This is a genomic window from Burkholderia sp. BCC0398 (genome assembly GCF_902833245.1).
GTDB lineage: Bacteria > Pseudomonadota > Gammaproteobacteria > Burkholderiales > Burkholderiaceae > Burkholderia > Burkholderia sola.
Genome location: NZ_CADFEM010000018.1, coordinates 86163 through 105201, shown reverse-complemented (window position 1 = coordinate 105201; position 19039 = coordinate 86163). Strand labels below are relative to the sequence as shown.

The 19039-nt window shown below is 67.1% G+C and carries 18 protein-coding genes and 2 tRNA genes; 11 read left to right on the top strand and 9 right to left on the bottom strand.

The genetic code is table 11. The annotated features are described in order from the left end of the window. The first annotated feature begins 258 nt into the window (after positions 1 to 258). From HWX76_RS31105 to HWX76_RS31095, 3 genes are all read left to right on the top strand, one after another. A complete protein-coding gene (locus tag HWX76_RS31105; protein ID WP_176016850.1) occupies positions 259 to 2568 on the top strand; it encodes a DNA translocase FtsK in 2310 nt (769 codons plus the stop codon). 46 nt (positions 2569 to 2614) lie between these two features. Next, positions 2615 to 3304 carry an outer membrane lipoprotein chaperone LolA gene (gene lolA / locus HWX76_RS31100; RefSeq protein WP_050011598.1) on the top strand — a complete coding sequence of 230 codons (690 nt, stop codon included), beginning with the start codon at positions 2615 to 2617 and terminating at the stop codon, positions 3302 to 3304. Between the two features lie 213 nt (positions 3305 to 3517). Next, positions 3518 to 4828 (top strand): replication-associated recombination protein A, encoded by a 1311-nt coding sequence (locus HWX76_RS31095; RefSeq protein ID WP_011544833.1) that lies wholly within the window; start codon positions 3518 to 3520, stop codon positions 4826 to 4828. Between the two features lie 43 nt (positions 4829 to 4871). Here HWX76_RS31095 and HWX76_RS31090 read toward each other — a convergent pair whose 3' ends face one another. Then, a complete protein-coding gene (locus HWX76_RS31090) occupies positions 4872 to 5141 on the bottom strand; it encodes a DUF2164 domain-containing protein (RefSeq protein WP_050011597.1) in 270 nt (89 codons plus the stop codon). A gap of 247 nt (positions 5142 to 5388) precedes the next feature. Between HWX76_RS31090 and serS the strand changes: the two genes are divergently transcribed. Further along, positions 5389 to 6690, top strand: coding sequence for a serine--tRNA ligase (serS, locus tag HWX76_RS31085; RefSeq protein ID WP_050011596.1), 1302 nt, complete (start codon positions 5389 to 5391; stop codon positions 6688 to 6690). Positions 6691 to 6805: 115 nt separating this feature from the next. Then, positions 6806 to 6896, top strand: a tRNA-Ser gene (locus HWX76_RS31080). A gap of 375 nt (positions 6897 to 7271) precedes the next feature. On the opposite strand, the gene HWX76_RS31075 is transcribed toward HWX76_RS31080, so the two are convergent. Next, a complete protein-coding gene (locus tag HWX76_RS31075) occupies positions 7272 to 8432 on the bottom strand; it encodes an alkane 1-monooxygenase (protein ID WP_050011595.1) in 1161 nt (386 codons plus the stop codon). A gap of 557 nt (positions 8433 to 8989) precedes the next feature. Here HWX76_RS31075 and HWX76_RS31070 point away from each other — a divergent pair. The 5 genes from HWX76_RS31070 (at position 8990) to HWX76_RS31050 (ending at position 12274) form a co-directional block, all read left to right on the top strand. After that, complete coding sequence (locus HWX76_RS31070; protein ID WP_235356145.1) at positions 8990 to 9613, top strand: GNAT family N-acetyltransferase; 624 nt, start codon at positions 8990 to 8992, stop codon at positions 9611 to 9613. Positions 9614 to 9783: 170 nt separating this feature from the next. Next, entirely contained in the window at positions 9784 to 10569 is a 786-nt protein-coding gene (minC, locus tag HWX76_RS31065) for a septum site-determining protein MinC (protein ID WP_046545139.1), read from the top strand. A gap of 59 nt (positions 10570 to 10628) precedes the next feature. Continuing rightward, positions 10629 to 11444 carry a septum site-determining protein MinD gene (minD, locus tag HWX76_RS31060; protein WP_006476635.1) on the top strand — a complete coding sequence of 272 codons (816 nt, stop codon included), beginning with the start codon at positions 10629 to 10631 and terminating at the stop codon, positions 11442 to 11444. A gap of 12 nt (positions 11445 to 11456) precedes the next feature. Further along, the gene (gene minE / locus HWX76_RS31055) at positions 11457 to 11711 is read left to right on the top strand and encodes a cell division topological specificity factor MinE (protein ID WP_006476634.1); all 255 of its coding nucleotides are present in this window, start codon (positions 11457 to 11459) and stop codon (positions 11709 to 11711) included. A 161-nt stretch (positions 11712 to 11872) separates the two neighbouring features. After that, the gene (locus tag HWX76_RS31050) at positions 11873 to 12274 is read left to right on the top strand and encodes a YXWGXW repeat-containing protein (protein ID WP_124556061.1); all 402 of its coding nucleotides are present in this window, start codon (positions 11873 to 11875) and stop codon (positions 12272 to 12274) included. A 114-nt stretch (positions 12275 to 12388) separates the two neighbouring features. Here the strand turns inward: HWX76_RS31050 and HWX76_RS31045 are convergent, their stop codons facing one another. Beyond that, positions 12389 to 13945 carry a chloride channel protein gene (locus tag HWX76_RS31045; protein ID WP_176016849.1) on the bottom strand — a complete coding sequence of 519 codons (1557 nt, stop codon included), beginning with the start codon at positions 13943 to 13945 and terminating at the stop codon, positions 12389 to 12391. Between the two features lie 192 nt (positions 13946 to 14137). Here HWX76_RS31045 and waaC point away from each other — a divergent pair, with 192 nt between their 5' ends. After that, entirely contained in the window at positions 14138 to 15136 is a 999-nt protein-coding gene (gene waaC, locus HWX76_RS31040; protein WP_050011591.1) for a lipopolysaccharide heptosyltransferase I, read from the top strand. Between the two features lie 19 nt (positions 15137 to 15155). Here the strand turns inward: waaC and HWX76_RS31035 are convergent, their stop codons facing one another. The 6 genes from HWX76_RS31035 to HWX76_RS31010 form a co-directional block, all read right to left on the bottom strand. Continuing rightward, positions 15156 to 15335, bottom strand: coding sequence for a hypothetical protein (locus HWX76_RS31035; protein WP_006486620.1), 180 nt, complete (start codon positions 15333 to 15335; stop codon positions 15156 to 15158). Positions 15336 to 15439: 104 nt separating this feature from the next. Next, positions 15440 to 16750, bottom strand: a complete 1311-nt coding sequence (locus tag HWX76_RS31030) for an MFS transporter (RefSeq protein ID WP_176016848.1) — start codon at positions 16748 to 16750, stop codon at positions 15440 to 15442. A gap of 304 nt (positions 16751 to 17054) precedes the next feature. Next, positions 17055 to 17546 carry an energy transducer TonB gene (locus HWX76_RS31025; RefSeq protein WP_050011589.1) on the bottom strand — a complete coding sequence of 164 codons (492 nt, stop codon included), beginning with the start codon at positions 17544 to 17546 and terminating at the stop codon, positions 17055 to 17057. A gap of 305 nt (positions 17547 to 17851) precedes the next feature. Further along, the gene (locus HWX76_RS31020; protein ID WP_050011588.1) at positions 17852 to 18145 is read right to left on the bottom strand and encodes a hypothetical protein; all 294 of its coding nucleotides are present in this window, start codon (positions 18143 to 18145) and stop codon (positions 17852 to 17854) included. Between the two features lie 234 nt (positions 18146 to 18379). Then, positions 18380 to 18775 carry a hypothetical protein gene (locus HWX76_RS31015; protein WP_050011587.1) on the bottom strand — a complete coding sequence of 132 codons (396 nt, stop codon included), beginning with the start codon at positions 18773 to 18775 and terminating at the stop codon, positions 18380 to 18382. 141 nt (positions 18776 to 18916) lie between these two features. Next, positions 18917 to 19004, bottom strand: a tRNA-Ser gene (locus HWX76_RS31010). Between the last annotated feature and the right edge of the window lie 35 nt (positions 19005 to 19039).

Below are 19039 nucleotides of genomic sequence, written 5' to 3'. Positions count from 1 at the left end.
AACGAGAGTTTCAATCGTGGCGATAGCGTTTCGCGGCGTGCCGTCCGTACCGGGGCAACGGGCCGGGCGGCAGCCTGCCATGCGGCGGCGCGTTGTCGCAAGGGCGGGCATCCGGCCCGGTGACGGCCGGCCGCGCCGGTTCGGCATGCCGTCCCCGTTATGTAACCGTCATTTACACTTGGCGGCCCAGTGCAGCGTTTACAATAAGCGCGATCGAACGACAGGCGGGCGCACGGCCCGTCCTCTTTATACGGATTCATGGCAAAAGCTCCTTATTCCGCCCAGGCACAGGCGTTGCCGCACCGGATGTCGAAGCTCCTCACGGAGATCCGCTGGATTCTCCAGGTCGCGCTCTGCGCCTTTCTGGTGATGGCCCTGCTGAGCTACAGCCGGCGCGATCCGAGCTGGACGCACGCCGCCCAGGTCGATCACATCTCGAACTGGACCGGCCGCGTCGGCGCATGGACGGCCGACATCATCCTGCTGCTGTTCGGCCTGTCGGCCTACTGGCTGATCGTGCCGCTCGGGCGGCGCATCGCCGTCAACTACCGCCGCATCACGCGCCACGACGCGATTCCCGACGAACCGGAGCGGCCGATCGGCTGGCTCACCGAGATCTTCGCGTTCGTGCTGGTCGTGCTCGCGTGCGACGGCATCGAGGCGCTGCGCATGTGGTCGCTGAAGGTGCAGTTGCCGCGCGCGCCGGGCGGCGTCGTCGGCGAGGCCGTCGCGGGCGCGATGTCGCATGCGTTCGGCTTCACGGGCGGCACGCTGCTGCTGCTGATCGCGCTCGCGATCGGCCTGTCGCTGTATTTCCGCTTCTCGTGGCTGTCGGTCGCCGAGCGCGTCGGCGGCGCGATCCTGTCCGCCGTCAACGTCGCGAAGCTGCGCCGCGAGGCCGAGCGCGACCGCAAGCTCGGCGAGGCCGCGGCGGTGCGCCGCGAAGGCAAGGTCGAAGAGGAGCGCGTGCGCATCGAGGATCACGAGCCGGTGACGATCGTGCCGCCGGTCGTCACGCCGGCGAAGTCCGAGCGCGTCGAGCGCGAGCGCCAGGTGCCGCTCTTTACCGACCTGCCGGGCGATTCGACGCTGCCGCCGGTGTCGCTGCTCGACCCGGCGCCGAAGACGCAGGAAGCGATTTCCGCCGATACGCTCGAATTCACGTCGCGCCTGATCGAGAAGAAGCTCAAGGACTTCGGCGTCGAGGCGAGCGTCGTCGCCGCGTATCCGGGCCCGGTCGTCACGCGCTACGAGATCGAGCCGGCCACCGGCGTGAAGGGCAGCCAGATCGTCAACCTCGCGAAGGATCTCGCGCGTTCGCTGTCGCTCGTGTCGATCCGCGTGGTCGAGACGATTCCCGGCAAGAACTACATGGCGCTCGAACTGCCGAACCAGCGCCGGCAGACGGTGCACCTGTCCGAGATCATCGGCTCCGAGGTGTATGCGGCCGCGTCGTCGGCGCTGACGCTGAGCCTCGGCAAGGACATCGGCGGCAAGCCGGTGTGCGCGGATCTCGCGAAGATGCCGCACCTGCTGGTGGCCGGTACGACCGGTTCGGGCAAGTCGGTCGGGATCAACGCGATGATCCTGTCGCTGCTGTACAAGGCCACCGCCGACCAGGTGCGCCTGATCCTGATCGATCCGAAGATGCTCGAAATGAGCGTCTACGAAGGCATTCCGCACCTGCTGTGCCCGGTCGTCACCGACATGCGCCAGGCCGGCCATGCGCTGAACTGGACGGTCGCGGAGATGGAGCGCCGCTACAAGCTGATGAGCAAGCTCGGCGTGCGCAACCTCGCCGGCTACAACAACAAGATCGACGAGGCGGCGAAGCGCGAGGAGAAGATCCCGAACCCGTTCAGCCTGACGCCGGAAGATCCCGAGCCGCTCGGCCGCCTGCCGAACATCGTCGTCGTGATCGACGAGCTGGCCGACCTGATGATGGTCGTCGGCAAGAAGGTCGAGGAACTGATCGCGCGGATCGCGCAGAAGGCGCGGGCGGCCGGCATCCACCTGATCCTCGCGACGCAGCGGCCGTCCGTCGACGTGATCACCGGCCTGATCAAGGCGAACGTGCCGACGCGGATCGCGTTCCAGGTCTCGTCGAAGATCGACTCGCGCACGATTCTCGACCAGATGGGCGCCGAATCGCTGCTCGGGATGGGCGACATGCTGTACCTGCCGCCCGGCTCGGGGCTGCCCGTGCGCGTGCACGGCGCGTTCGTTGCCGACGACGAAGTGCACCGCGTCGTCGAGAAGCTCAAGGAGCAGGGCGAGCCGAACTACGTCGAGGGTCTGCTCGAAGGCGGCACCGCCGACGGCGACGAGGGCTCGGCCGGCGCGGGAACCGGCGAAGGCGGCGGCGAGTCTGATCCGCTGTACGACCAGGCGGTCGAGATCGTCATCAAGAACCGCCGCGCGTCGATCTCGCTCGTGCAGCGCCATCTGCGAATCGGCTACAACCGCGCGGCGCGGCTGCTCGAGCAGATGGAGCAGTCGGGGCTCGTGTCGGCGATGTCGTCGAGCGGCAACCGCGAAATTCTTGTGCCGGCGCGCGACGCGGAATGAGTCCGCGGCGCCCGCAGCGCCGGCCACCCACGGAGAAAACCGCAATATGCAGCAACATTCGTTCGCAATGTCCCTTCGTTCGACGCGGCGCTGGCTCGGCGCGGCGCTCGCCGGCGCATCGCTGATGCTCGCGGCGACGCACGCGTTCGCGGGTGGCACCGAGCAACTGAAGGCCTTCGTGTCCCAGGTGCGTTCGGCGAAGGGCGATTTCACGCAGCAGATCGTCAAGGCGCCGGCCAAGGGCGCGAGCGCCGTGCAGGCCGCACCGAAGCCCACCGACAATTCGAGCGGCACGTTCGTGTTCGCGCGGCCGGGCAAGTTCATCTGGACGTACCAGAAGCCGTACCAGCAGGTGCTGCAAGCCGACGGCGACAAGCTCTACGTGTACGACCGCGACCTGAACCAGGTTACCGAGCGCAAGCTGAACGGCGCGCTGGGCGCGAGCCCCGCGGCGATCCTGTTCGGCAGCAACGATCTCGACAAGAACTACACGCTGCGCGATGCCGGCGAGAAGGGCGGCATCGAATGGCTCGAGATGCTGCCGAAGGCGCAGGACACGCAGTTCCAGCGGATCGGCATCGGTTTCCGCAACGGCACGCTTGCTGCGATGGAGCTGCACGACGTGTTCGGCAACGTGACGCTGCTGACCTTCACGAACATCCAGACGAACCCGTCGCTGAAGGGCGATACGTTCAAGTTCGTCGTGCCGAAGGGCGCGGACGTGATCAACGGCTGACCTTCGCTGCGCCGTTTTCCCGACACGGGCCTGCCGGCGACGGCAGGCCCGTGTTGTTTGGGGACGCGTGTAACGGACGCGTGTAACGGACGCGTGTAACGGACGCGTGTAACGGACGCGGGTACCAGGCCCGGCGGCGCGCTCGCGCGGCTGTCATAATGTCAGGTCCGGCGGCCGGTTCGGCCGCGACCGTTTGATGTGGAGCGAGGGTTCATGTCCGACCTGTTTCAAGTCGAGCCGCGCCGCCCGCTCGCCGAGGCGCTGAGGCCGAAGACGCTCGCCGAGGTGATCGGCCAGACGCATTTGCTGGGCGAAGGCAAGCCGCTGCGGCTCGCGTTCGAATCGGGCAAGCCGCATTCGATGATCCTGTGGGGGCCGCCCGGCGTTGGCAAGACGACGCTCGCGCGGCTCACCGCGCTCGCGTTCGACTGCGAGTTCATCGCGCTGTCCGCCGTGCTCGGCGGCGTGAAGGACATCCGCGAGTCGATGGAGCAGGCGAAGGACACGCTGAACCGTACCGGCCGCCACACGATCCTGTTCGTCGACGAGATCCACCGTTTCAACAAGGGGCAGCAGGATGCGCTGCTGCCGTTCGTCGAATCGGGCCTCGTGACCTTCATCGGCGCGACGACCGAAAACCCGAGTTTCGAGGTCAATTCGGCATTGCTGTCGCGGGCGCAGGTGTACGTGCTGAAGTCGCTGAACGATGACGAGATGCGCCAGTTGCTGAAGCGTGCGCAGGAAATCGCGCTCGACGGCCTCGCGTTCGACGACAAGGCGATCGATACGCTGGTCGGCTACGCGGACGGCGACGCGCGCCGCTTCCTGAACCTGCTCGAACAGGCGCAGACGGCGGCGACGTCGGCCGGGGTCGCGACGATCGATGCCGATTTCGTCAGCAACGCGATGACGCTGAACGCGCGGCGCTTCGACAAGGGCGGCGACAATTTCTACGACCAGATTTCGGCGCTGCACAAGTCGGTGCGCGGGTCGAGCCCGGACGGCGCGCTGTACTGGTTCTGCCGGATGATCGACGGCGGCGCGGATCCGAAGTATCTCGCGCGGCGCATCGTGCGGATGGCGTGGGAAGACATCGGCCTGGCCGACCCGCGCGCGTTGCAGGTGGCGAACGACGCGGCCGAAACCTACGAGCGGCTCGGCTCGCCGGAAGGCGAACTCGCGCTCGGGCAGGCGGTGATCTATCTCGCGTGCGCGGCGAAGAGCAACGCCGGCTACAACGCGTTCAACCAGGCGATGGCGTTCGTGAAGCAGGACAAGTCGCGCGAGGTGCCCGTGCACCTGCGCAACGCGCCGACCAGGCTGATGAAGGAGCTCGGCTACGGCCACGCTTATCGTTACGCGCACGACGAGCCGAACGCGTACGCGGCCGGCGAGACGTACCTGCCGGACGGGATGCGCGAGCCGCGCTGGTATCAGCCGGTGCCGCGCGGGCTCGAGTCGAAGATCGCCGAGAAGCTCGCCTGGCTGCGCGAGCTTGATCGCGAGGCCGGCAAGAAGGATTGACGGCGCCGCGCGCGCCGGTTCGATCCGCGCCGCCGCGCAGGCGTCAGCGCTTGCGGGCCGGCTGCTGTTTCTTCCAGTATTCGAACGGCTCTTCGTGGCATTCGATGTCGAGTTCGGCGACCCGCGCATGCAGGCGTTCCTGCGCGTCGGCGATCGCGAGGTTGTAGATCGCCGGTGCGACTTCCTGAATGAAGAAATGCAGCAGCGCGCCGGCCTGGATGTTGCCGATCGGCTCGTCCATGTTTTCTGTGAAATAACGTTGCAGCGACGCGATCGCGCGGTCGCGGACATCCTTGTCGAGTTCGATGGTCATCGGATTCCTTGGGAGCTGTGACGCGGAGCCGGCGCTCCGCCCGATTCGGTTGCCGCCGGCCGGCGCGGGCGTGGTGCGATCCGTCATGGCCACGCGCGCGGCAATTCGCCGGCCGCCGAGGCGGCGGGCCGCGAATGCGATACTGCCATGGCTGCCCATTTGCGGCATTGTCCATCCGGCCGACGCCGTGGCGGCCGCGCGGTGCGTTAGAATTCCCGTCTTACACAACGATTTTCCAAGTCCTCCCATGCTCGACATCCAGTTGCTGCGCAAAGACCTCGACGGCGTCGCCAAGCGCCTCGCCGATCGCGGCTACACCCTCGACGTCGCCGCGTTCTCCGCACTCGAAGCGGAACGCCGCGCGATCCAGACCCACACCGAAGAGCTCCAGGCGCGCCGCAACAGCCTGTCGAAGCAGATCGGCGCGATGAAGGGCAAGGGCGAGGACACGTCGGCCGTGATGGCCGAGGTCAGCGGGATCGGCGACGACATGAAGGCGTCGGAAGCCAAGCTCGGCGAGATCCAGGCGCGCCTGTCCGACCTGATGCTGGGCATGCCGAACGTCGCGCACGACAGCGTGCCGGTCGGCAAGGACGAAGCCGACAACGTCGAGGCGCGCCGCTGGGGCACGCCGCGGCAGTTCGACTTCGCGGTGAAGGATCACGTCGACGTCGGCACCCCGCTCGGCCTCGATTTCGAGACGGGCGCGAAGCTCGCCGGGGCGCGCTTCACGATGCTGCGCGGCCCGATCGCGCGCCTGCACCGCGCGCTCGCGCAGTTCATGATCGACACGCACACGCAGCAGCACGGCTATACCGAAACGTATACGCCGTACATCGTGAACCCGGAGATCCTGTACGGCACGGGCCAGTTGCCGAAATTCGCGGACGACATGTTCCGCGTCGAGAAGGGCGGTGCGGAAAACACGGTCACGCAATACCTGATCTCCACGTCCGAGATTTCGCTGACGAACACCGTGCGCGAGTCGATCGTCGACGCGTCGGCGCTGCCGATCAAGCTCACCGCGCATTCGCCGTGCTTCCGCTCGGAAGCCGGTTCGTACGGCCGCGACACGCGCGGGATGATCCGTCAGCACCAGTTCGACAAGGTCGAGATGGTGCAGGTCGTCGCGCCGGAAACGTCGTACGCGGCGCTCGACGAGATGGTCGGCCACGCGGAAGCGATCCTGCAGAAGCTCGGCCTGCCGTACCGCGTGATCACGCTGTGCACGGGTGACATGGGCTTCTCGGCCGCGAAGACGTTCGACCTCGAGGTATGGCTGCCCGCGCAGAACACCTATCGCGAGATCTCGAGCTGCTCGAACACCGAGGCGTTCCAGGCGCGCCGGATGCAGGCGCGGTTCCGCAACGCGCAGGGCAAGCCGGAGCTCGTGCATACGCTGAACGGTTCGGGCCTGGCGGTCGGCCGCACGCTCGTCGCGGTGCTGGAGAACTACCAGAACGCGGACGGCTCGGTCACGGTGCCGGAAGTGCTGCGTCCGTACATGGGCGGCATGGAGCGGATCGACGCGCCGGTGCAGGCGTCGTAACGCCGGTCTTTCGCGCCCTCGCAAAAAATTTGCAGAAAGGGCTTGTCAGCCGCGAATCGATCGTCTTATAATCTTTTTCTCGCGGAAACGACCAGCCGCGAAATGCAGTAAGGAAGGAGAGGTGGCAGAGTGGTCGAATGTACCTGACTCGAAATCAGGCGTACGGTTTCCCCGTACCGTGGGTTCGAATCCCACCCTCTCCGCCAAAATACGAAGCCCCTTGATCCGAAAGGATCAAGGGGTTTTTCGTTTTGGGTCGTCGGTGCAGTGCGTCGATTGCGGATGCGGTGACGACAGGCGGCTACGGGCGCATCGCGTCGTGCCGGACGATAGCGGCGCGATCGTGCCGCCTCTTCAATGCGGGCTCGCTGCATGACGAATACGGCCGCCCCGTGCCGCACTGACTGTCGGAAGTCCTGAAGGTTGTGCATGGCCGATTGCCGTCGTCACCGGGCCATGTTCGCGTTGCCGGAAATCGGGTGACGGCGTCGCTGCCGCACCGTGCGCCTGCGAAACCGGATGCCGGCGCGCCGACCGTCTCAAGCAGCGCTCGCCGGCTTCTACACAGTGCTGCCGACCCATCAGCCCGCCGCCGGATACTGCGCCAGCACCCTGTCGCGGATCGCCGGCTTGATATTCGATTGCGCCATGTCGCCGCGATAGTGCGCGACGACCCGCGGGTTCATCACGCGATACCAGAGCGGCGGCACGTACGCGAACAGGATCATCGTCGCGTAGCCGGCCGGCAATTGCGGCGCATCGTCGAAGTGGCGCAGCGCCTGGTACGAGCGCGTCGGATTCGCGTGATGGTCGGCGTGCCGCTGCAACTGGTACAGGAACAGATTCGTGACGACGTGATTGCTGTTCCACGAATGCTGCGGCGTGCAGCGTTCGTAGCGCCCGTTCGGCAGCTTGCGGCGGCCGAGCCCGTAGTGCTCGACGTAGTTCACCACTTCGAGCAGCGACGCGCCGTAGACGGCCTGGATCACGAGGAACGGGATCACGACCTTGCCGGCCATCGCGATCGCGATGCCCCACACGACGGCGGTCATCGCCCATGCATGCAGTACTTCGTTGCGCCAGGTCCACGGCGAATGCCCGAGCCGTTCGAGGCGAGCCTGTTCGAGCCGCCACGCCGAGCGGATGCTGCCGGTCACCGTACGCGGCAGGAACGCCCAGAACGACTCGCCGTAGCGCGCGCTCGCCGGATCCTCGGCCGTCGCGACGCGCACGTGATGGCCGCGATTGTGCTCGACGTAGAAGTGGCCGTACGCGACCGGCGCGAGCGTGATCTTCGCGAGCCAGCGTTCGAAGCGGTCGGTCTTGTGCCCGAGCTCGTGCGCGGTGTTGATCGAGATGCCCGTTGCGGCGCCGAGCGACAGCGCGAAGCCGACGTAGTCGTACCACGCGAGCGCGTGCGTGCCGACGATCCACACGCACATGAAGAACGCAACGTATTCGACGAACGTCGCGAGATAGACGATGTATCGGTAATAGCGCTCGCGTTCGAGGTGCGGCACGACCGCTTCGGGCGGATTGTCGCGATCGTCGCCGATCAGCGTGTCGAGGATCGGGATCACGCCGAACGCGAACAGCGGGCCGAACCACCAGAACACGTGAAGGCCCGTCGCCAGCGCGAGCTGCGCGGCGAGGATCGGCAGCGTGATCGTCAGCGCGCCGAGCAGCCACAGGTAACGCTTGCCATCCGACCAGCCCGAGGCCGATCCGTCGGTCATTGTCATTGTCTCCCTCCAGTCGGCCGGCCCGCAGGCGACCGCATGCAAGATTGTTCGAATCCTCGTGGTCCGCGACGCGCGCGGCAGCGCCGGATCGTTGCCCGGTTCTGCCTGTTATACGACTGGTGCGCGCACTTGCCAAACCCCCGCGCTAGGCGTGGCGCTCCAAACGACGAGGTGCGCGGGCCGGAGGGCGGGAGGGGCCGCTACGCGCCGATTGAAACGTGCTGACGACGGCGCCTCGATCCGCGCGGCGGCGCCTTCGTCAGACGATTGGCTCGGCGTGCGGCGCGCACAGGCCGGTGTGACGGGGCTGCAACGAATGTTGCATCGCAATAACGAGGCCGCCGAAGCAGGGGCGCCGCGCGCTTTTCTTTGGCTTATATTACGTAGCATTACGACCATGGCGACACGTTCCAACACAGTGCCAAACCGGTCGGCCGCGCATCGCAAGGAGAACGACGCAAAGCGCCGGATCACGCGATCGCGCCCACCGTCCCGTCGTCGCGCGCGTCGATGCCCCGATGCTGCACCTGCACACCGGGCGCCGCGAGTCGTCGCTGATGACATCTGCCGCCTTTCGATCCGCGCTGCCATTTGAAAATTACGATTTGACTCATGCCCCGCTTTCGGTTGAAGCTACTAGCTTGCTGTCCGAAGGGGGCTGTGCCTGCATGAGTTCGATCTTGACCGTTCGTCGTATCGCTGCCGATCAGGGCGGCGTGTATCGCGAACTCCGCGCCGCATCGCTGCGTGAGCCCTATGCGCCCGGCGAAGCGCCGGAGGCCGAATTGCTGACCGTCGAAACGGACGCGGCGTCGGCGATCGCCGCGCAGCGCGCCGTGTCCGACGAGTCGACGACTTTCCTGCTGTACACCGAAGGCCACCCGGCGGGCATGATCGGCGCGTATTTCGACAACACGCCCGATCGGCGCGCGTTCGTCAGCGAACTGTGGGTCGCGCATGCGGTGCGTCATCTGCGCGGCGGCGTGCTGCTGCTGGAGACGGCCACCGCATGGCTCGCCGAGCGCGGCGCCACCGACGTCTACGCGTGGATCGCCGATGCGAACCGCAACGCGATCCGCTTCTACGAGCGTGCCGGTTTCGGCAACACCGGTGAACATGCGCCGATCGCGCGGATGCCCGGCGCGATGAAATCGCTGTTCGTGTCGCAGGTGAAGCACTGACCCGACCTCGAAATAGCCCGCCGCGCGGCGCGACGAAAGCCCGATCGCCCGCTGGCCTGCCCGCCTGCCGATTGCGCGTCCGCCCGGGCCGCCGCAATCCCGAGTCCCAAAAATAATGGCCGCTCGCGTGGACGCCTGTAAAATACGCAAAAAATTTTTGCAGAGTGTCCATGTCGCTTAAAAAATCGCCATTCTTCGAGCTGCGCAGCGGATCGGTCGATACGTTGCTGTTCACCGTGAAGACGACCGATCTCGACGCGTTGCGTACCGAACTGGTCAAGCGCTTCGAAGCGACTCCCGAGTTTTTCGCCGACGATGTCGTCGCGATCGACGTCCGCCGCCTGGCTGACGGCGAGCGCGTCGCGCTCGCGGACATCCGCCAGATGCTGAACGACGTGCGGATGCGTCCGGTGGGCGTCGTCGCACTGGCAACGCAGGGCTGGGCGGGGGAAGCCGGCCTGCCGTTGCTGGAGGCGCGCGATCGCCGCGCGCCGGCCGCGAAACCGGCCGACGAAGCGGAACCGGCGGCCGTGCCAGCCGTCGAGCCCGCCGCCGCTGCGGCAGCCGCAGCGGCGCCCGAACAGCCGTCGGAACCCGCGCCGACACTCGTGCAGGCCGGCGGCCAGACGCTGGTGATCGACCGGCCGTTGCGTTCGGGGCAGCAGATTTACGCGAAAGGAGACCTCGTGGTGCTCGCGCCGGTCAGTCACGGCGCGGAAATCATCGCGGAAGGCAATATCCACATCTACGCGCCGTTGCGCGGCCGCGCGCTCGCGGGCGTGCACGGCAATCACGACGCGCGCATTTTCTGCACGTGTCTCGAACCGGAACTGATTTCGATCGCGGGTATCTATCGAACGACCGAGAACCCGCTGCCCGCCGACGTACTGGGCAAATCGGTACAGATCCGGCTCGAAGAGGAAAAACTGATGATCGAACCGCTGCGCCTGACGTGATTCACGCGGTGCGCTCCGGATCGATCGGCTCTCATTGACGAACACAGGGTATTGGGTAAATGGCAAAAATCATCGTGGTGACCTCGGGCAAGGGCGGCGTGGGCAAGACGACGACGAGCGCGAGCTTCGCGTCGGGTCTCGCGCTGCGCGGCCACAAGACGGCCGTGATCGACTTCGACGTCGGCCTGCGCAACCTCGATCTCATCATGGGCTGCGAGCGTCGCGTCGTGTATGACCTCGTGAACGTGATCCAGGGCGAAGCGAACCTGAACCAGGCGCTGATCAAGGACAAGAAGTGCGAGAACCTGTTCATCCTGCCGGCGTCGCAGACGCGCGACAAGGATGCGCTGACGCGCGACGGCGTCGAGAAGGTGCTGAACGACCTCGTCGCGATGGACTTCGAATACATCGTCTGCGATTCGCCGGCCGGTATCGAGGCCGGTGCGCTGCACGCGATGTACTTCGCGGATGAAGCGCTGATCGTCACGAACCCGGAAGTGTCGTCGGTGCGCGACTCGGACCGCATTCTCGGCATTCTGTCGTCGAAGACGAAGCGCGCGACCGAAGGCAAGGAGCCGATCAAGGAACACCTGCTGATCACGCGTTACAGCCCGAAGCGCGTGAGCGAAGGCGAGATGCTGTCGCTCGAGGACATCAGCGAGATCCTGCGCATCAAGCTGATCGGCGTGGTGCCCGAATCGGAAGCCGTGCTGCATGCGTCGAACCAGGGTCTGCCGGCCGTGCATATCGACGGCACCGACGTCGCGGAAGCGTACAAGGACGTCGTCGCCCGCTTTCTCGGCGAGGACAAGCCGCTGCGCTTCACCGATTACCAGAAGCCGGGCCTGCTGCAGCGCCTCTTCGGCAGCAAGTAACGGAGGCCGCCCATGTCCATCCTTTCGTTTCTCCTCGGCGAGAAGAAGAAGTCCGCATCGGTCGCGAAGGAGCGCCTGCAGCTCATCATCGCGCACGAGCGGGTCGGCGGCCGGCCGCCGGCCGATTACCTGCCGGCGCTGCAGAAAGAGCTCGTCGCGGTCATCTCGAAGTACGTCCATATTTCGGACGATGACATCCGCGTGAGCCTCGAGCGCCAGGACGACCTCGAAGTCCTCGAAGTGAAGATCGAGATCCCGCAAGCCTGACGCTCAGCGTGTGTCCTTCCGCACGGCGGCGCCCGCCGCCGTGCGCGTCTTACGCCCTGTTGCACTTTCGGGCACGCCGTAACACGACGCCTGTCGGCCGTCATCGCCCCTCCCGCATTGAACGAATACGCTCACGTGTGTTGTTCAACCAGGAGGTTGTGATGGCTGTCTCTACCGTTTCACGTCGTATCGTTTCGCTCGCGCTGTTCGCCGCGGGCCTGTCAGCCGTCGTCGCACCGTTCGCCGTGCACGCGGACGAGATTCTCGTCGGCACGCCCGTGATCGCGCCGCAGGGGCGCATGGTCATCGCGGAGCCGGTCGCCGTGCGCACTGAGGAAATCGTCGTCGTCGCGCCGAATGCGCCGCCGCCCGTGCGCTACGAGGTCGTACCGGCCACGCGCGTCGGCTACGTGTGGGACCGCGGGCACTGGCACTGGGACCATGGCCGCTACGTGTGGATCGGCGGCCACTGGGAGGCCGAGCGCGTCGGCATGCAGTGGGTGCCCGGGCATTGGGACCAGCGCGGTCCGAACTGGTTCTGGACGCGCGGCCACTGGGCTTGAGGCAGGCGCGATGAAAAGAACCGCAATCGCCATCGCGCTCGTCGCGATCACGCTGGCCGGGTGCATCGTCGTGCCGGCGCGGCCGGTCTACTACCGGCCGGCGCCCGTCGTGATCTACTGAGCGTCGCGCGGGCCGTGCTGTTGCGTCGGGCCGTTTGCATCGGTTACAGCCGGCCCGGCATCGTGCGGCGCCGCCGTGTCCGCGGCGCTGTCGCCCGGCGCCGCAGCGGCCGGCTCGTCGCCGCCTTCGTCGCGCAGCGTGTCGAGCGGATCGGCGGGGGCCGCGGTTGCATCCCGCGGTTCGGTCACGTCGGTCATGTTGCCGGCCGCGGCCGCAGTGGTTGCCGCGGCCGGCGCGGCGGCCGCGACGGGCGGCGCGAGATAGCGCTGCGCGAGCGTTTCGTACAGCGGCGGCGCAAAAAAGCGCGATACCCGGCTCGATACCAGTGCAGTCGCCATCAGTGAAATCACGAGCGCATGACCGTTGATCATTTCCATCACGATCACGAACGACGTGATCGGCGACTGCGTGACGGCGGCCAGGTAGCCGACCATTGCGAGCGCGATCAGCATCGGCAGGCTCATGTTGCTGAACACGGCATGCAGCACGTTGCCGAAGCCGGCGCCGATCGACAGCGACGGCGCGAAGATCCCGCCCGGGATGCCCGGCAGGTACGACGCGACCATCGACACCATCTTCAGGAGCGGATAGAACACCGACAGCTGCTGACTGCCATCGAGCAGGCCGCGCGCCTCCGCATAGCCGCTGCCGAACGTCGTGCCGCCGGACACGAGCCCGACGACGGCGATCGTGAAGCCGCACAGCGCGGCGAACGCGACCGGCCGCTCGCGATACAGGCCCAGCAGTCGCGCGGGCAGCCAGCGCCCCGTGTTCAGCAGCAACCAGCAGAACAGGCCGCCCGCGATGCCCGTCACGATCGCGGTGACCAGCACCGCGACCGCCAGCAGCTTCGGGAAATGGAGCCCGGCGTTGATCGTGCCGAAATACGTGTAGTTGCCGTTCAGCCCGAGCGCGACGACGCCGGCGAGGATGATCGCGGTAATCAGTACGCCGCTGGCGCGCGCGGAGAAGCTGCGGGTCAGTTCCTCGATCGCGAACACGATGCCCGCGAGCGGCGTATTGAATGCGGCCGACAGCCCGGCCGCCGCGCCGGCCAGCACGAGCTGGCGTTCGATCTGCGCGTTCGAGCGCGGGTAGAAGCGCCGCAGGTTGAACATCAGCGCCGCACCGACTTGCACGGTCGGCCCTTCGCGGCCGATCGTGAAGCCGCCGAGGATGCCGAGGAACGAGATCAGCACCTTGCCGAACAGGATGCGCAGCGTCAGCAGCCGGGCGCCGAATGCGCTCGGGCGCGCATGCAGCGTCGCGATCACCTGCGGGATGCCGCTGCCCTCGGCGCCGCGGAAAAAGCGGCGCGTGATCCATGCCGACAACGCGGCGATCGCCGGCGTCAGCAGCAGCGGCAGCCAGACGGCGTGATCGCGCATCGCGCGGAAAGTCTCGTAGCCCCAGTCGATCAATCGGGCATACAGGACGGCCGCGAGGCCGACGACGATCGCGCCGAGCCAGAAAACACCATACTGGCGCCAGATTCGCAGCGAGCGGCGGGTAAGGGCGGGAAACAGCGCGGGAAGGGCGGGGCGCGGCATGGGCTCGGCCGGAGGGCAAAGAGAGGATTATAAAAAGGAACCGATGCCAGCGGGGACGACGACGCGCCGCGCAGGACGACAAAAATTCACAAAAGAGATGCAATTTGTTGCAAATGTAATGTTCGCGTAATGTCTGGACATAGCAACCGTCGTTAGCATGCCAAGATGGCCAGTCGAGAATTCCCGCAAATCGTGAAACGTATCCTTATCGTGAAAGTGACGTCGCTCGGCGACGTCGTCCAGACGCTGCCTGTCGTCGCCGACCTGCATCGCGCGTTCCCCGGCGTGACGGTCGACTGGGCCGTCGACGAATCGTGCGCGGAGGTCGTACGCTGGCATCCGGGCGTGAGCGCCGTTCTGTGCGCGCCGCTGCGCCGCTTCAAAAAAATGCGCAATGCAGGCGACCTGAAGGCGATCTCGGCATCGATCGGCGCGCTGCGTGCGCACCGCTACGACGCGATCATCGATCTGCACGGCGTGTACAAGAGCGCGATCATTTCGTCGCTGGCGCGTGGCGCGCGTCGCTTCGGCTACCAGACGCAGGATCTCGGCGAAACGGGCGCGCGCTTCGCGTATTCGCACCGTTTCGGTCCGCGGCCGGACTGCGACGCATGGCACGGGATGCGGGTGAGTGCCGGCGAAGCGCTGGGCTACGTGCCGGAAGGGCCTGCCACGCACGGCATCGTCGCGCCGCAGGATGCGAGCCTGCCCGCCGCCGTGACCGACGGCGGGCCGTTCATGCTGCTGTTCCATGCGACGTCCAATCCCGACAAGAAGTGGCCGCCCGGACACTGGGCCGCCCTTGCGACGCAGATGATGGCGCGCGGCTTGCGCGTGCTGGTGCCGTGGGGATCGGCGGCCGAGCACGACGATGCACGGGATATCGCCGCGCGGGCGCCGGGCGCGATCGTGTTACCGGCGATGACGGTGCGTGAGCTCGGCGCGGCGCTGGGTCGGGCCGCGCTCGTGGTGGGCGTCGATACCGGGTTCGTGCACATGGCGCACGCACTGCAGCGGCCCACCGTGATGATTTTCGTCGCGACGTCGCGCCACCATTGCGGGATCGGCGGCGTGCCGAATGCGCTGTCGATCGGCGAGCCGGGCGCGATGCCGACCGTCGACGAGGCGCTGGAGGCGATCGATACGGTCTGCCCCGCCTACGGCACGGTGCGCGCGCGGCTGTCCGCCTGACGCGGCGCGGCGGCCGCGGTCAGGCGAGCAGCGCTTCGACCGTGACGACGGCGGCGATGGCCGCCAGATTCGCCAGCAGCGCCTCGAACACGAGGCCGCGCCAGGTTTTCGGCCGAAACCGCAGCGCGAGCAGCAGCGCGCCACCGAGCGCGAGCGCAAGGATCAGCACGAGATCGGCATTGGCAAGGCGGATATTCATGGCGGCGGCTCCTGTCGGGGCGGGATCTCCGGGCGCGCAACGACGCGCCCAGGATCGAGTATAGGCAGCGCCCGCCGTCGTACAACCCGGGTCGCCCCGAAGGCTCAGACGAGCGACGCGTCGCGCGTCTCGCGCATCAGCAGCACGCCGATCAGGCTGATCGCCGCCGCCACCGACACATAGCCGCCGACCCACGATAGCCCGCCGCGCGCAACCAGCAGTTGCGCGATATACGGCGCGATCGACGCGCCGAGGATTCCGCCGAGGTTGTACGCGACGCCCGCGCCCGTGTAGCGGACGTTGGTCGGGAACAATTCGGGCAGCAGCGCGCCCATCGGTGCGAACGTCACGCCCATCAGGAACAGCTCGATCGTCAGGAACAGCGCGACGAGCGGCATCGAGCCGCTGCCGAGCAGCGGTTCCATCGCGAACCCCGACAGCAGCGCGGCGATCGCGCCGACGACCAGCACCGGCTTGCGGCCGAAGCGGTCCGACGCCCATGCGGACAGCGGCGTCGCGAGGCCCATGAAGACCACCGCGAAACACAGCAGGCCGAGGAAGCTCTGGCGCGGAATATGCAGCGCCGACACGCCGTACGACAGCGAGAACACCGTCGAGATGTAGAACAGCGTGTAGCAGACGACCATCGCGAGCGCGCCGAGCAGCGTCGGCCGGCAGTGCTGCGTGACGAGCGTCGCGACCGGCACGCGCACGCGCTCGTTGCGGTCGAGCGCTGCCTGGAACGCGGGCGTTTCGGTGATCTTGAGCCGCACGTACAGGCCGAGCGCGACGAGCACCGCGCTGACGAGGAACGGGATGCGCCAGCCCCAACTGCGGAACTGCGCGTCGGACAGCGACAGCGCGAGCGCGAAGAACAGCCCGTTCGACATCAGGAAGCCGACCGACGGTCCCAGTTGCGGGAACATCCCGAACCAGCCGCGCTTGCCTTGCGGCGCGTGCTCGGTCGCGAGCAGCGCAGCGCCGCCCCATTCGCCGCCGAGGCCGATTCCCTGGCCGAAGCGCAGCACGCACAGCAGCACCGGCGCGAGCGCGCCGATCGCGTCGTAGCCGGGCACGAAGCCGATCGCGGTAGTGGACACGCCCATCACGAGCAGCGATGCGACGAGTGTCGACTTGCGGCCGATGCGGTCGCCGAAGTGCCCGAACAGGAACGAGCCGATCGGACGCGCGATGAACGCGATCCCGAACGTGACGAACGCGGACAGCGCTTGCGCCGTCGCGGAGCCGTGCGGGAAGAATACGGGGCCGATGACGAGCGCGGCGGCCGTCGCGTACACGTAGAAATCGTAGAACTCGATCGCGGTGCCGATGAAGCTCGCGAACACGATGCGCCGGTGGCTGACGGCGCCGGCCGAACCGGTTGCGTGTGCAACGGTTGCGGGGGATGCGGACATGGATGTCTCCGTTTTGTCGTTGGGGCAGCCGGCTGGGCGTGCGCTGGGGAGGCGACTGCCTGCCGGGCGCGCCGGGCAAATGATTGATGCGGATGACGCGGTGGCGGCGTGGACGCGCGCCGTGGCGCGGACGTCACCCGCCGGTCGACGATGGAGACGGATACGTCGCCGCCGCCCGGTGCCGGCGTGGTCGGCTCGCTTGCCGGGTGGGGCGCGCGAACGCGCGCGCGGCGTGATGGCCGCGCGAGTGCGGAAAATTATAGCCAGCGCTGCCGCCCCCCGGCAATCGGGCCGCGGCGGCGCGTCAGTCGATCGATTGCGCCTGCGCGGACGCGGTGCTTTGCAGCTGGAAGTGGCCGTCGTCGTTGAAGAGCCAGCCTTCCATCAGTTCGAGCCGACCGTTGCCGTCGAGCAGCCGCGACGGCGGCGCCGGCAGCGGCGCCGAGCGGCGCAGCGACGCGAGCGCGAGCGCTTCCGCCTCGCTGTCGCCGTTGCTGCGATAGACGGATGCGTTGATCACGCGGCCGTTGCCATCGACGGTGAAGGCCACGACGACGAGCGAACGCAGCATGGCCTGCGGTGTGCCGTGCAGCATGCCGGACGGATTGCGTTCGGCGACGCGGTGCGCGACCTCGACGCGATACTGGTCGAGATTGCCGCTGCGTATGACCGACGGAATCGTCACGACCGAGCGTAACGACGAAGGCGGCGTGATCGTGCACGCGGCGAGCAGGGCGACGACGGCCAGCGCGGCAACACGCAGCCGGGCGACGCACGGACGGGGAAGGGGGCGCATGACGTGATGGCCTGGAGGGACGATAAAAAAATGATAGGCGTACCGACGCGAGGCGATATGGGGGGAAACGCATAGCGCGCGGGACCGGTCGTTGCGCTCGCAGATGATGCCGGCCGGACGCCGCGTCGAGCCACGCGCGTCGTGCACCGCGATGTGACGCGACATGTGGCGGCGTCCGCAGCGGACGCGTGCTGGAAGGTTGAAAGCCGCGGCACGCTGCGATCGTCCGGCCGCGCGGCGCGGTCAGCCGATGCGGCCACCTCGGCAGCCTTCCGGGGAATCGTCGGCGATGCGTTCCGGCCGCGTCAGAAGCCGTGCGTCACGAGCGACAGGACCGACAGGTCGGGGTGCGTGCCGTCGATGATGCTCTTGCCGATGTGCACGGCTTCGTGGGTCGCCTCGTCGACGCTCGCGAAGCTTTCTTCGCCATCCGCGTGGAACGGCACCGCGTGGCCGGGCAGCGCGGGATTCACGCCCGGATGGCACACGTAGCCGGTGTAGGTATAGCGCGTGTCGCTGCCGGGCATCGCGGCCGGCACGACATGGATCTCGAAGCCTTCGTAATCGACGTGGTCCGTCGCGGTCGACAGGTCGGTCATGGCGATCTCCGTGTGCCGCGCGCAGGGGTGGCGCGTGCGGCATCGAATACGCGGCGGCGTTCGTGTCGCCGTGTTGAACGAATTCTAGGCGATGACGGGGCGGGCCGGGAGGCGTCAGGCGGTGTGCGGCGGCAGGCGTCCGGGACGCTCGCACCCTGTCGCTTCGACGCGTCGACGATCCGGCGCCGATTCCATCAGCGGGCGACGGAAACGGGGATCATCGTATTTTTCGCATCATTGCTTGCAGCGCGCGTCCTTGCGCTGCACGACGACGATCACCGGATACTTCTGGCCATGATCGAGTTCCACACGCGCGACGACGGTCAGCGTCGCCGGGTCGGAATCGTCGTACACGCTGACCTGTTCGTTGCGCAGGTAGGTCACGCCGGTGCAGTTCGACGTGCGTCCGTCGTCGCCCACCTTGCACTGAAGCTCGTTGTCCTTCAGGTAGTTGTATGGCGACGGGCTCGCGAGATACTCGCTCAGGCCGCGCGGCGAACCGCCGACGCCGGTCACGTACGCGATCGCGCACGACGCCTGTGCGTCGCTGCCGGAGGCGGTGTCGGCCGCCGCATGCGCGCTGACGGCGGCCAGCACGGCGACGAGCGACGAGACGAGGAAGGGCTTCATGACGTGGATTTCCCGTTTCGCGAATCGGAGCGCGGGATTGTAACGGCATCCGGCGCGATGCGTCGGAACGTGCGGGGCGCACGCGTGCGGACAAACAAAAACCCCGTCATTCTGCGAATGGACGGGGTTCGGCGAACTTCCTGGCGGAAGCGGTGAGATTCGAACTCACGGACAGTTTCCCGTCGCTGGTTTTCAAGACCAGTGCCTTAAACCGCTCGGCCACGCTTCCACACGAGGCGGCATTGTAACCGAAATGCCGCCGCG